Origin of the sequence: Arthrobacter wenxiniae, from assembly GCF_013376105.1 — a bacterium.
GTDB classification, from domain to species: domain Bacteria; phylum Actinomycetota; class Actinomycetes; order Actinomycetales; family Micrococcaceae; genus Specibacter; species Specibacter wenxiniae.
This window is the reverse complement of sequence record NZ_JAAMFM010000021.1, coordinates 33,861-46,699: the sequence shown is the minus strand read 5'-3', so window position 1 is coordinate 46,699 and position 12,839 is coordinate 33,861. Positions and strand designations below refer to the sequence as shown.

At 64.8% G+C, this 12,839-nt stretch carries 11 protein-coding genes; 8 read left to right on the top strand and 3 right to left on the bottom strand.

What is annotated here, in order from left to right:
* Positions 1-31 precede the first annotated feature (31 nt).
* The 6 genes from G6034_RS13440 (at position 32) to G6034_RS13415 (ending at position 7,583) form a co-directional block, all read left to right on the top strand.
* On the top strand, positions 32-1,339 hold the full coding sequence (locus G6034_RS13440; protein ID WP_218063911.1) for an extracellular solute-binding protein: 1,308 nt from the start codon (positions 32-34) through the stop codon (positions 1,337-1,339).
* A 15-nt stretch (positions 1,340-1,354) separates the two neighbouring features.
* On the top strand, positions 1,355-2,317 hold the full coding sequence (locus G6034_RS13435) for a carbohydrate ABC transporter permease (protein WP_176635617.1): 963 nt from the start codon (positions 1,355-1,357) through the stop codon (positions 2,315-2,317).
* Between the two features lie 4 nt (positions 2,318-2,321).
* Positions 2,322-3,239, top strand: a complete 918-nt coding sequence (locus G6034_RS13430; protein WP_176635616.1) for a carbohydrate ABC transporter permease — start codon at positions 2,322-2,324, stop codon at positions 3,237-3,239.
* Between the two features lie 6 nt (positions 3,240-3,245).
* Positions 3,246-4,328, top strand: coding sequence for a glycoside hydrolase family 130 protein (locus G6034_RS13425; protein WP_176635615.1), 1,083 nt, complete (start codon positions 3,246-3,248; stop codon positions 4,326-4,328).
* A gap of 48 nt (positions 4,329-4,376) precedes the next feature.
* A complete protein-coding gene (locus tag G6034_RS13420; protein ID WP_176635614.1) occupies positions 4,377-6,437 on the top strand; it encodes a hypothetical protein in 2,061 nt (686 codons plus the stop codon).
* Between the two features lie 84 nt (positions 6,438-6,521).
* Positions 6,522-7,583, top strand: coding sequence for a glycoside hydrolase family 130 protein (locus G6034_RS13415; RefSeq protein WP_176635613.1), 1,062 nt, complete (start codon positions 6,522-6,524; stop codon positions 7,581-7,583).
* A 153-nt stretch (positions 7,584-7,736) separates the two neighbouring features.
* Here the strand turns inward: G6034_RS13415 and G6034_RS13410 are convergent, their stop codons facing one another.
* Positions 7,737-8,066, bottom strand: a complete 330-nt coding sequence (locus G6034_RS13410) for a hypothetical protein (protein ID WP_176635612.1) — start codon at positions 8,064-8,066, stop codon at positions 7,737-7,739.
* 383 nt (positions 8,067-8,449) lie between these two features.
* Complete coding sequence (locus tag G6034_RS13405) at positions 8,450-8,650, bottom strand: site-specific integrase (RefSeq protein WP_176635611.1); 201 nt, start codon at positions 8,648-8,650, stop codon at positions 8,450-8,452.
* Between G6034_RS13405 and G6034_RS13400 the strand changes: the two genes are divergently transcribed.
* Complete coding sequence (locus G6034_RS13400) at positions 8,636-9,250, top strand: bifunctional 4-hydroxy-2-oxoglutarate aldolase/2-dehydro-3-deoxy-phosphogluconate aldolase (RefSeq protein WP_176635642.1); 615 nt, start codon at positions 8,636-8,638, stop codon at positions 9,248-9,250. The genes G6034_RS13405 and G6034_RS13400 overlap by 15 nt on opposite strands.
* A gap of 306 nt (positions 9,251-9,556) precedes the next feature.
* Here the strand turns inward: G6034_RS13400 and G6034_RS13395 are convergent, their stop codons facing one another.
* Complete coding sequence (locus tag G6034_RS13395; protein WP_343038054.1) at positions 9,557-10,567, bottom strand: App1 family protein phosphatidate phosphatase; 1,011 nt, start codon at positions 10,565-10,567, stop codon at positions 9,557-9,559.
* Positions 10,568-10,890: 323 nt separating this feature from the next.
* Between G6034_RS13395 and G6034_RS13390 the strand changes: the two genes are divergently transcribed.
* Complete coding sequence (locus G6034_RS13390) at positions 10,891-12,468, top strand: phospholipase D family protein (RefSeq protein WP_343038053.1); 1,578 nt, start codon at positions 10,891-10,893, stop codon at positions 12,466-12,468.
* The last annotated feature ends 371 nt before the right edge of the window (positions 12,469-12,839 follow it).

Genomic DNA, 12,839 nt, shown 5'->3' with positions numbered 1-12,839 from the left:
CTGAAGTATATTCATCAAAATAGGAGATGCAATGAAGCACGGAAAGAACATTTCACGAATCCTCGCGATGTCCCTCGTCGCGGTCCTCGGTGTGGGCATGACCGCCTGCGGGGGCGGCAGTGGCGGCGGTGGGAACAATGCCACCGCCGCGCTCACGGCCAAGGGCCCCATAAAGATCTGGTACTCCAATAACCAGTTCGAGGTCGCCTGGGGCAAATCGATGGTGGCTGCATGGAACGCAGCACATCCGGACCAGAAGATCGACGCCCAGGAAATTCCGGCCGGCAAGAGTTCCGAGGAAGTCATCGGTGCAGCCATTACGGCAGGAAATGCGCCGTGCCTGGTGTTCAACACGGCACCCGTGGCGGTGCCCCAGTTTGAAAAGCAGGGAGGCCTGGTCAACCTGAGTGCCTTCCCCGACGGCAAGTCGTACATTGAGGGCAGGACCGGCGCCATCGCGGACCAGTACAAGTCCAGTGACGGCAATTTCTACCAGCTGCCGTGGAAGTCGAACCCGGTTGTCCTGTTCTACAACAAGGACATCTTCAAGAAGGCCGGGCTCGACCCTGAACATCCCAAGCTCGCCACCCAGGCGGAATTCCTGGACACAGCCCGCACTTTGGTGAAGTCCGGGGCCGCACCCAAAGCAATTTGGCCCTCACCTTCCAGCGACTACTACCAGTCATGGTTCGACTTCTATCCCTTCTATGCGGCGAACACCGGCGGCAAGCAGTTGATCGAAAACGGCAAGTCGACCTTCGACAGCCCGGAAGGCAAGCAGGTAGCCACCATGTTCCAGACGCTCTACAAGGAGAACCTGGCTTCCAAGGAGGTCTACCAGGGCGATTCGTTTGCCGAAGGCAAGGCCGCCATGTCACTCGCCGGCCCGTGGGCCATCGCCGCCTACAAGGGCAAGGTGAACTGGGGTGCCGTACCCGTTCCGGCCGCCCAGGCAACACCGAAGTCCTACACGTTCTCCGACGCAAAGAACATCGGCATGTACTCCGCGTGCAAGAACCAGGGCACCGCGTGGGAGGTCATGAAGTTTGCGACCAGCGTTGACCAGGACGGCAAGCTTCTGACCGGCACCGGCCAGATGCCGATGCGCAAGGACCTGACCACGACCTATGCCGACTACTTCAAGGCAAACCCGCTCTACACGAACTTCGCCGACCAGGCAGCACGGACCGTTGAGGTTCCGAACGTGCCGAACTCGGTCGAAATCTGGCAGACGTTCCGCAACGCTTACTCCAAGGCCGTCATCTTCGGCAACCAGAGCATTGACGACGCCTTCAAGGAATCCTCAGCGAAGATCGACCAGCTCGCGTCACAGAAATAGCAGACAGGCCCAACCATGTCACTCCCAACCCAACAGGCCGGGTCCGCCACCAACCGCATCCGCGGTGTGGCGGGCCGGCCCGGCCGCCGGGCCAGGCGAAATGCGATCCTTGGCCAACAGCCACTTGGCCTGCTTTTCAGTGCACCATATGTTGTCTACATCCTGGCAGTCCTGGCCTTTCCGTTGGGGTATGCCGTCTACATCTCCTTTCACAGCTATTTCTTCACGGCCCCCGGCGTGGCGGTGGATCGGCCCTTTGTCGGCTTCGACAACTACGTCACGATCCTCACGGATCCGGCGGTGCTGCAGTCCTTCGCCAATATCGGGGTCTTCCTGATCATCAACGTGCCACTGACGGTGGTCCTCTCGCTCGTCCTGGCCAACGCACTAAACCGGGTCAGCCGGCTGAAAACCTTCTTCCGGGTCAGCTACTACGTCCCCTACGTGACGGCCAGCGTTGCCGTCATCGGGGTGTGGCTGTTCCTCTTTCAGCAGGGTGGGCTGGTCAACTCACTGCTCGGCCCCCTTGCACCGAATCCCTCATGGCTGACAAACTCCTGGCTGGCCATGCCGACGGTGGCCTTGTACGTGACCTGGAAACAGCTGGGATTCTTCATCCTGCTCTACCTGGCCTCATTGCAAAATATTCCCGAAGAGCTCTATGAATCGTCGGCCATCGACGGGGCCAACAAATGGTCGCAGTTCTGGAACATCACTGTTCCCGGCGTCAGGCCGGCCAGCGTCCTGGTCACTTTGCTGGCAACCATCACCGGTGCCAACCTTTTCACCGAGCCCTACCTGCTCACCGGCGGCGGCGGCCCGGACGGGGCCTCGACCTCGCCCGTGTTCCTCATGTACCAAAAAGGCATCCTGCAGGGCCACCCCGACGTTGCGGCCGCACTGGGCGTGGTTTTGGTCATCGGGGTCCTGCTCATCGCCCTGATTCAAAAACGCCTTGTCGGCGGGAAAGAGGAGTGAGGCCATGCTGAATGAAACCACCCCCAGCGGCGCGACGGAACAAGCCGCCGTCCCGACCTTGGCGAAGGGCCGCCGTTCACAAACGGAAAAACGGCGCAGCCTTGGAATTGGAAGCTTTTTGCTGCTGGCCCTCGGAGCGTTTGTCTTCCTGTTCCCCTTCTACTACATGTTCATCGGGTCCCTGCAAACCTCGCCTGACACCTCGGTTGCCGGCGCATTCCCGAAGCCCGGCAACCTGACCGGCTCGAACTACGCCAACATCAACGGCTCCATCAACCTGCTCACAGGCCTGGTGAACTCCGGAATCTTCACCGGCGGCGTCATTTTATGTACGGTGGTCTTCGGCCTGCTCGTGGGCTACGCCCTGGCCCAAATGCATTTCCGCGGACGCGGAGTGGTCTTTGGCATGATGCTCCTGGTCCAGATGATCCCCTTTCAGCTCCTGCTCATACCGCTCTACATCATGATTGTCCGGAACTACGGGCTGGCCGACAACTACGTTGGCATCATCCTGCCTTTCGCCATCAACTCCACTGCGGTTTTTGTCTTCCGGCAATACTTCATGCAATTGCCCTCGACCCTGTTCGAGGCGGCGCGGATTGACGGTGCGAGCGAGCTGCGCATCCTGTGGCAAATTGCGATCCCGCTGGTCCGGCCCGCCATTGTGACGGCCATCCTCCTGACTTTCATCGGGCCCTGGAACGAGTTCCTCTGGCCCTTCCTCGTCACCAAGGAAGCCTCCATGCAACCCCTGGCCGTTTCACTGGCCAACTACATCTCCAACATTGCCGCCACGGCAGCCAACCCCTTCGGGGCCATACTGGCCGGCGCCTGCGTCCTCGCAGCCCCCGCCGTGATCCTCTTTATCTTCTTCCAGCGACAGTTCATTTCATCCGATTTTGGATCCAGCGTAAAAGGCTAATCTCCCATGACACTTTCCATCACCGAACTGCCCACCGTTCCCTTCAAACTGACCAGGGCCGGGGTCATCATGTCACCTGAGCCGGGCAACGAGTTCGAGGCCGACGGCGTGCTGAACCCGGCCAGCGGGCGCGGCCCCGACGGCGAGCTATACCTCCTGCCCCGCCTCGTGGCGAAGGGAAACGTTTCCCGGGTGGGCCTGGCCAAGGTGACGATCGACGACGACGGCGTCCCGTCCGGCGTCGAACGCCAGGGAATCGTGCTGGCACCCGACGAGGGATGGGAAAGGGGCCGGAACAACGCCGGCACTGAGGACCCCCGCCTCACCTGGGTTCCGTCCCTGGGCAAGCACCTGATGACCTACGTGGCCTACGGGCCGCTGGGACCCAGGCTTGCCTTCGCCCACTCGGCAGACCTGCGGAACTGGGAGCGATTGGGCCCGTGCCACTTCGAGTACCAGGCGGAGCTGTCCATGGACCTGAACCTGTTCTCCAACAAGGACGCGGTTTTCTTTCCGGAACCCGTCAAGGACCCGGACGGCGTACTGTCGTATGCGATGCTGCACCGGCCCATGTGGGACCTGGGCTGGATCCGCGAAGGCGAGGGCGACCACCTTCCAGCCGGCGTGACGGACGCCCGCCCCGGAATCTGGATCTCCTACGTGGCCGTCGACGATGTGCAAAAGGACATCCGCAACCTGGTCCACATGCGCAAGCACAAGCAGGTGGCGCTCAGTGAATTCCCGTTTGAGGAACTCAAGATTGGCGGGGGGCCGGCCCCCATCCGCATCGACGAAGGATGGCTGCTGATCCACCATGGTGTCTCCGGGACCATGGAGAAGTCCGCCTTCGACCACCAGCAAAACGTGAACTACACCGCCGGCGCCATGATCCTCGACGCGGACGACCCCTCGATCGTGATAGCCCGTAGCGACAAACCCCTCCTGGAGCCCGAGACCGCGGAGGAACGGTCCGGGATTGTGCCCAACGTCGTCTTCCCCACCGCCATCGAAAAGATAGGCGACCAGCTGTTCGTCTTCTACGGCATGGCGGATTCAAAGATCGGCGTGGCCAGGCTGGACCGCGCCTAGCCCCACCCTCTTGCACCATCTTCGTTCGTTGCCGACTTAGGAGTTCGCATGGATCCCCACATTGTTCTCTCCCGACGCACCTTCGCCTCGATCGCAACGGCCGCCGCCGCAACCCTGGCGACGGCGGCGGCCGGGACCGCTGCCCCCGGGCAGGCGCCTTCGCCTTCGGACGCACCGGCGTTGGCCAATCTTTCGCATCTGAACTTCCTCCTGGACACTGTCCCGCTGGTACCGGTGGCAGGTCACACCACCTACCCTATGGATGGACTTCGCCCGGGACTGGCCCCCTGGACCTATGCGGACGGGCATCCCGACGGGAGCTACACGCGGGTGGGCGGCGGCTCGAAGGACCCGGTCACCGGCTACTGGAGCCAAGGTGCCTTCAACGCGGACGACATTGCGCGCGCATCGGTGGTGTACCTGCGCCACTGGCAGCAGACAGACGATCCTTCCAGCAAGGACAAGGCCCATGGACTGCTGCGGACGCTTGCCTACCTTCAAACCACCACGGGCCCCCACGCCGGCAACGTGGTCCTCTGGCAGCAGGCCGACGGATCCCTCACCCCCAGCGCCAAACCCGTGGAACTCCCGGATCCAAGCGACTCGGCCGAATCGTACTGGCTGGCCCGGACCATCTGGGCCTTCGGGGAGGGCTACGCCGCCTTCGCTTCCCACGATGCCGGCTTTGCCGCCTTCCTCCAGGAGAGGCTCGATCTGGCGTTGGCGTCGTTGAACCGGCAATGCCTGGCCAAATACGGAAACCATGACACGGCAGACGGAGTCCAGGTCCCGGCCTGGCTGATCACCGGCGGCGCGGACGCGTCTGCCGAAGCCGTGCTGGGCCTGACAGCGTACGTCCGGGCTATCCCGGACAGCCATTCCGCGAGGGAGGCGCTGCGGAAACTGACCGAGGGCATTGCCGCCATGTCCTCCGGAGGTGTGGGGATCTGGCCATTTGGTGCGATTCTGCCATGGACCAAGTCCCGTACGCTGTGGCATGCCTGGGGCGGAATGGCACCCGCCGCCGTCGCCGGCGCCGCACTGGTGTTGGACCGGCAGGACCTGCTGCCGGCCGCCGTGCGTGACTGTGCGCAATTCACGCCGCAACTGCTGGCCGCCGGCGGACCCGACAACGCCTGGACCCCCACCCCGGGCGAGGCCCAGATCGCCTACGGCGTCGACTCCCGCCTTCAGGGACTCGTTGCAACGGCGAAGGCAGCAAATGCCCCGGGCCTCCTGGAAGTCGCCGCCATCGCCGCAGCCTGGTACTTCGGAGCAAACAGGAGCGGAAGACCGGCCTACAACCGGGCCACGGGAACCGCCGTCGACGGGATCGAACGCGACGGGCGCGTCAATATGAACTCCGGAGCCGAGTCCACCATCCATGCACTGTTGTCCATGCTGCTCCTGGACGCAAATCCCGGCCTCAAGGCCCGCGCGCTGGGCATCAACAGGACCATCGGTGTCGACGGGCTAACCGTGGTGGAGGCCGAATCAGGCATCGTGACCGGCGGCACCGTGGTCACACCGGCATCGGCATGGACGGGCGAAGCCAACATTTCCGGCGGCGCCTACGTCGCCCTGCAGCCCGGTGGGGCGCTGGCCATCGCCCTACCCGCAGCCGACCAGCCCCGCAACGCATACCCCATCGTCTACCAGGCCGTTGCCCAGGCCGGGACGACAACATGGACGGCCGGACCGGCAGATGTGGGGGCCACGGACAACGGCGGGGCAGGCGCCCAGGGCATCACCGACGCACCCGGAATCCTGTTCCCCTTCGCGCTGGCGCGGGCCCTGCCCGCCGGGGCCGTGACCGTCAGGGGGCGCAGCGACGGACCCGCCCTGATCGACGCCCTGCTCCTCCAACCGCAAATATCCACTGTCGCGGTGGACGGGCCGGCCGGACCCCTGACACTCTTTGTCAGTGCCGCCGACGTTGCCGTGGAACGACGGATGGACCTGCCCCGGGGGTTTAAGCTCATCCAACGCGCCTACAACGCATCGGGCCGGCCGGTCCCCGCTGCCCCGAATCAAAACGGGCGGGACCATTCCGGCCGGGTCGCCGTGGCACCGGGCGGATTCACGTCCGTGGGCCTCGCCCGCAAGTAGCCTCACCCGCAGCAGACCATCCGTCGCCGTGCATGGCGTCCCAACGGGCGGCATGCACGGCATCCTTTCCCGAAAGAGAGAACCTTGCAAAAGATCACCACGGAGGCCCTCCGCGACAGCTACCGGGAGGCCCTGACATTCAGCAACCCGCTGACGGACACCATCTCCACCGACCAGTTTTCATCCACGTACCCGCAACGGCCCGCCTGGGCGGTGGGTCCGTTCAGCAAGGACGGCCCGCTTACCTTCACCCAGACAACGGACTGGGCGGATCCCACAGGAATAGGCTGGACATCCGATTCCATCTTCAACCCCTCCCTCATGGAGCGCGGGGGGAAGCTGTACCTGTTCTACCGCGCCTCGCCGCGCAAGGAATCGGTGTCCAGCAGGATTGGTGTCGCCGTCCACGATCCCCAAACAGGTTGGCGGGACAGTCGATCCAACCCGGCGATCTACCCAACCCTGGACAACGAAATACTGGGCTGTGAGGACCCCAAGGTCTACGCCGCCGACGGCCGCTACTACATGTTCTACAACGGCATCTGGACCATTGACCAAGCAGCCAAGGCCAACGGGGAAGGCGGCGAGGTGCATCCGCTCGGCGCTGTTGGCTGCGACATCAACGTCGCGGTCTCCGATGACCTGGTCCACTGGGAAAAGTGCGGACTGGCCGTGCCGCACGAAATCTCCCAATACTGGGCCAAGGGGGCCGTCATACCTCGCAACGCCCGCGGCGAAGCCGTCACGATCGACGGCGAGTACCTCATGTACCTTTCGGAAGGCTGCGGGGGCGTCACCCACGTGGGCCGGTCCACTGACATGGTCCGCTGGAACTTTCAGCCACAGGAATATCTGGATATCGAGTCCTTGGGCGGAACCCTTCATGAAGTTTCCTGCGCCATCATCGGTGACGACGGCTCACTGGTTCTGGACTTCCTCTACCGCGATGCCGACAACAATTTCGCTGCCGCCCAGGCCCTGTATGACACTGCTGCACCATTTACCCAAAAGGCCATTAACGTTGGCGGATCGTTGGCATGGGGCGGACTGCTCAAATACCAGGGGTCCTGGATGTTCGCACAGGGGTGGGACGCACCCAAAGGCCGCAGGGAAATGTACTTCTACCGGGCAGCGGGCAACAGCTGAGGCCGACCCCAGCGGAAGCTGGGCCAAGAGGTCAAGGCGGGTACCGCCGTCGTACTTTGTACCGTACGGCAGCGGCACCCGTCTTTTCGGGGCGGGCGGCAACTCGGACATGGAACATAGCTGTCAGGAATGTCAACCATTGGCCCATGAAGATCATCGCTTCAGCATCCACGCCGGTCTCGGTTCGCGAACGCTGGCCCTGTGGACCTGCCACAGCGGCATCAACCGCTTGCTGGAGGCAACGCGCACCGGCAGCGGGAAGTAGAGGCCTTCTTCCCCGTCGAGGGTGCTGAACATCGTGAATGCCGTTGCGGTGGTGACCAGCTGGTGCCCTCCCACCGTGTGGATGGGCACCCTGAAGATCAGGCCGCGGTGGCGGATCTGCGGGTTGGTCCGATTGATCCTTACCACGTCCTCTGGTTGGTCCCGGAGCTTGCCGGGCTGGGCCGGCTGGACTTCCTGGGACAGCTGCTGCTTCGCCATTAACTCGCCGCCGGTGGTTGTAGTGCTCCCTGAAGCGGACCAGGAGATTGGCGACTTGTACAAGGCCCTTTAGGGCATGGGCGTCGAGGAACCAGGTCAGGGTTTGGTGGCATCGCTCTGTCATTCCTTGAGTTTCGGGGTGCCAGGTTCGTCCGGTGACGCCCCGGCGTCCGTGTTCGGCCATGAAGATTTCGTTGCTGAGCAGCCTGAGTGCTTCGAGGTCTTCGCTGTAAAGCAGGTGTGCCTTGCCAAGCTATCTCGACGTCGGGATAGCTTGACCTATGCCGAGCGGGGAACCATGCCGTGGTGTGCCGCCACGGGGCTGTGCGCCCCTTGTCGGGGCGGGCTTCGTGGGACCGCGACCAAATACGTGCCCGGCATGGTTACAGGCTTTCGAGGAATGCCAGGAGAGTGTCGGGTGGCGTGTAGCGTCCGGGCTTGATGGAGGCCGGGGTGGTCAGCGCGAGGGCTCGCTCTTTGATGCTGAGGTCGGCATGAATGTAGGTGTCGGTTGATCGGATGTCGGCGTCCCCGAGCCAGAGTGTGATGACGTCGACGTCCACCCCTGCCTGCAGCAAGAACATGGCAAAGGAGTACCGCCTGCATGGAATTCCATCGCCGTCCTCCGCGGCCTCAGCCCCAGCGACGCCGTCCAAGCCGCCACCCGGGCCTGGGATGCGGGAGTCCGGCACGTCGAAGTCACCATCGAGACGCCCGCAGCCGTCCCCACCCTCGCCGCCGTCGCCAGAGCCGCCTCGGACCGCGGAGCCGCCGTCGGAGCCGGAACCGTGACCTCAATCGAGCAGCTCGACGCCGCCGCCGCGGCAGAGGCATCGTTTACAGTCTCCCCGGGCCTTGACGAGAGAGTAGTCCGCGAAAGCATCCGCCGGGGACTGCCGCACCTGCCCGGGGTGTCCACGGCCGGCGACATACTGCGAGCCAAGGGGCTGGGATTAACCTGGGTCAAGGCATTTCCCGCCTCATTGCTCGGCACGGAATGGGTCAAGGCCATGAAAGGCCCGTTCCCTGACGTAAAGTTCGTGGCAACAGGTGGAATGAGGGTCGCCACGGCGCAGACTTATCTGGAGGACGGCGTCAGCGTCGTCGGGCTCAGCGCGGAATTCGCCTCGGACAAGGGCGCTGAAGCCGTCAAAAACCTTCTGGTGACCTCGGCTGCATCGTAGGTGGGCGGGGCTTCCGCAGGTCAGTGCGGGTTATCGTCCGTGAGGAGCGTTTTACGCCGTGACCTCGGGCCAGGGGGGCGGGTGGATGGCAAGAAGATCGAGACATTGGCGATTCTGGCTGGCGACTAAGCGCTGGTCCTTGCGACTCTGAGGTCGGAGTTGCGCCGGGTGGCGTCGGTGTTCGGCAGGGAGCCATAAACGGAGCAAAAGGCCCCCATGCCGTCCAGCTGGCGGGTAGCATCCGGGGCCGTGGTACCGCCGCGGGCGCACGTTGGCATGGCTGCGACAAGTTTGGCTGCACCGGGATTAAAGTAAGCCGTAGCTGCCCAGCTGTGCAGCCATTCCGGCCCCGTCCGGCGCGGTCACCCAGGGCACCGAGCCGTGTTCGGTGGCGTCCTCGTGGGCGCGTCCGCCGGCCAGCAGGGCCTCGCCGGCGGAGAGCTGGCGGATGGCTATTGCGGCGGTCTGTCCGGCGTGCGCGCGGGCGAAATCGGCATAGATTTCAGGGTCGTGCTGGCCGTCGTCGCCCAGGAGCAGCCACCGGACGCCGGGGAATTCCCGGGCGAGACGTTCAAGATTGTTTTGCTTGTGCTCCCGTCCGCTGCGGAACCAGCGCTGCAGTGTCGGTCCCCAGTCGGTGAGCAGCAGGACGCCCTTCGGATATAGGTTCCGTGCCAGGAATCGAGCGAGGGCCGGCGCAACATTCCACGGCCCGGTGGACAGATAGAGGACGGGTGTCTCGGGGTGCCTGGCCACGATCCGGTCCAGCAGCACCGCCATGCCGGGGGTGGGCGTACGTGCCCGCTCGCTGACGACCAAGGTGTTCCAAAAGGCCAGCAGGGGCCTGGGCAGCGCCGTCACCATGACGGTGTCGTCGATGTCGCTTACGATGCCGAACGTGGCGTCCGGCGCCACGACCAGGACCTGGGCCTCGGCGGGGGCCGTCTCCGGGCTGCGCAGGACGACGGGGTGCCAGCCCGGTGCGAGGGAGATTTGCAGGACCTCGTCCACAAGTCCACCGTCGTCTGCTCGGACCGGGTGGATGACGCCGCCGATTTCCACCGCGACCTCGCTGCGGGGGACGGGCACGCTGGTGAAGGCATGCCATCCGCGGACCGTCCCACTGGCGGCGGCGGGCTTGCTGGTGAGCACCACCCGGGCGAGCACACGCACCCAGGTGGTGCTGCCGTAGCCCGGATAGGCGACGATTGTGGGGGTGAAGCCGCTGGCTCCCGCCACCCGCGTGCGGACACCGTGGATCACGTGGGAGAGGCGCACGACCGACGCCAGCAGCGCCCGTGCCGGAGGTTCGCGCACGGAATTGTCGTTCCGCTTTTCGGGAGCGTGTTGCTCGCGTTGATGCGAAGTCGGGACCATGCCTCCACTGTCCCACACAACGTTGGCATCGAGGCCGGATGGAATCGGCACGTCGGAAAACGCTCGTTGGACCATGTGCTGCAAAAACACAGGAGCGGCAGCATGGTGTGGGCCAGATCGCGGAGCTGCCCAGCCGCCTCGAGAGGGCCCGCCCGCCGGGGCCGGACTCGTCAGGGACGGTGGGTGGTAGGAGGACACGCCGCCATAGGCTATTTTGGGGAGCAGGAATTGGCCGCTTGGCCATGGGACGGAAGGAATGCCGCGTGGGAAGCGACGCCGGTTCGTGGTTCCTGAGCCGCGAGGAGCGGGGAAACCTGGCCACGGAGGTGCATGCCGGCGGTGCCGGATCGCCTTCGTGGTCGGAGGGCAACCTGGTGCGCCCGCTGATTCATGGGGCGCGGTACTTCGCACGGCTGCACGAGGAGCTGACAGTCCTGCGGGCGGGTGACCGCGTGTGGTTCACTGATTGGCGCGGCGACGCCAACGAGCGGCTGCTGCCGGACGGGCCGTCGATCGGGGACCTGCTCGCTGGCTTGGCGCGCGCGGGCGTGGAAGTGCGCGGCCTTGTCTGGAGATCGCACGGGGAGCGCGTTTCGGCCCCCATAAGCGGCCGGGCCAACGAGCTGCTGAGCCGTCAGATCAACGACGCCGGCGGCGAAGTTCTGCTTGATCAGCGGGTCCGCCTGTTCGGTTCCCATCATCAAAAGCTGGTCGTCATCCGTCACCGCGACGACCCCTCGAGGGACGTGGCGTTTGTTGGCGGGATTGATCTTTCGCACAGCCGTCGGGACGATGCGGGGCACTCGGGAGACCCACAAGCGGTAAGCATGGAGTCCTGCTACGGAACGCGGCCCCCGTGGCACGATGCGACACTCGAGCTGCACGGCCCCGTGGTGGCGGATGTCCTGGCAGTGTTCGCCGAACGATGGAACGATCCGCATCCCCTCGACCGGCGCACGCCCTATCGGATGCTGCTCCAACGCCTCGCCCGGATGCCGCGGCACCCCAAGCCGCTGCCCGAGGTGGTCCCGCCGCCACCACCGGCGGGCCCGCACGCCGTGCAGCTGCTGCGCACCTACGGGGTCAAGCGGCCCCCTTTCCCGTTCGCCCCGGAGGGGGAGCGCAGCATCGCGCGCGCCTACACGAAAGCGTTCGCCCGCGCCCGATCGCTGATTTACATCGAGGACCAGTACCTCTGGGCAACGGACGTCGCGGCAGGAATCGCCGCGGCCCTGGAGCAAAACCCCGAGTTGAACGTCATCGCCGTGGTGCCCCGCACACCCGACTCTGACGGCGCTCTCAAAGGGCCACCCATGCGGCTGGGGCAACTCCGCGCCATGAAGATGCTCCGTGAGGTTGCGCCGGACAGGGTGGGCATCTTCGACCTGGAGAACAGTTCCGGAACCCCGATCTACGTCCATGCCAAGATCTGCATCATCGACGACGCCTGGTTCACCTGCGGCTCAGACAATTTCAACCGTCGATCCTGGACCACGGACAGCGAGCTCACCTGCGCCGTGGTCGATACCAGTCACGACGCGTCCCCTTCCCTGGCGCACGCACTGCGGTGCGAACTCTGGGCAGAACACCTGGGCTTGGAGCAGGACGATCCACGGCTGCAGGACCCGGCCTCGGGACTCCAACTCTGGAAGTCCACCGCCGGCGCCCTCGACCGGTGGCACGAAACGGGCGCCCGCCCGCCCCGGCCCGTCGGCCAGGTTCGGCACCACATCCCCGAACCGGTGCCGCCCCTGCAGCGCCTTTGGGCCGACCCGCTGAGCCGCTTCGTGGTGGACCCGGACGGCCGACCCCGCCGGCTCCGCGGCACGGCCGAGTTCTAGGCGGGGGTCCGCGGAGCAGCAGAGGGCCCCACATGCCCAAGCCCCGCCGGCGCGGAATTTGTCGGTGAGTCGAGCGACCTGTGGCGGTGATCCCGGGTCCACATTGAAATCGGCGCAGGCCGAGCCGATGAACGCCTTCAGCTCAGGATCGCGGAAGAACTTCGTGAAGGCTGCGACAGATTCCCCCCTCGTCATGGACGACGAGGAACCCGTCGCCGACGGCGACGCGATGGCTGAGGGAGCTCCGCTCCCAAGCCTGACCACCGAGCTATTGGGATTCTCCGCCGTGGTCGCCCCCCGACTTCCTGAAGTCGCCCACGTCGGCAGGGCTCGCCACGGGCTCGTGGCCGCAAGGAGGAACCGTCGCCATC

Bases quoted from the DNA above. Each gene is read 5' to 3' on its own strand.
- G6034_RS13440 (WP_218063911.1), top strand. From the start codon at position 32: ATGAAGCACGGAAAGAACATTTCACGAATCCTCGCGATGTCCCTCGTC.
- G6034_RS13435 (WP_176635617.1), top strand. From the start codon at position 1,355: ATGTCACTCCCAACCCAACAGGCCGGGTCCGCCACCAACCGCATCCGC.
- G6034_RS13430 (WP_176635616.1), top strand. From the start codon at position 2,322: ATGCTGAATGAAACCACCCCCAGCGGCGCGACGGAACAAGCCGCCGTC.
- G6034_RS13425 (WP_176635615.1), top strand. From the start codon at position 3,246: ATGACACTTTCCATCACCGAACTGCCCACCGTTCCCTTCAAACTGACC.
- G6034_RS13420 (WP_176635614.1), top strand. From the start codon at position 4,377: ATGGATCCCCACATTGTTCTCTCCCGACGCACCTTCGCCTCGATCGCA.
- G6034_RS13410 (WP_176635612.1), bottom strand. From the start codon at position 8,066: ATGGCGAAGCAGCAGCTGTCCCAGGAAGTCCAGCCGGCCCAGCCCGGC.
- G6034_RS13405 (WP_176635611.1), bottom strand. From the start codon at position 8,650: ATGTTCTTGCTGCAGGCAGGGGTGGACGTCGACGTCATCACACTCTGG.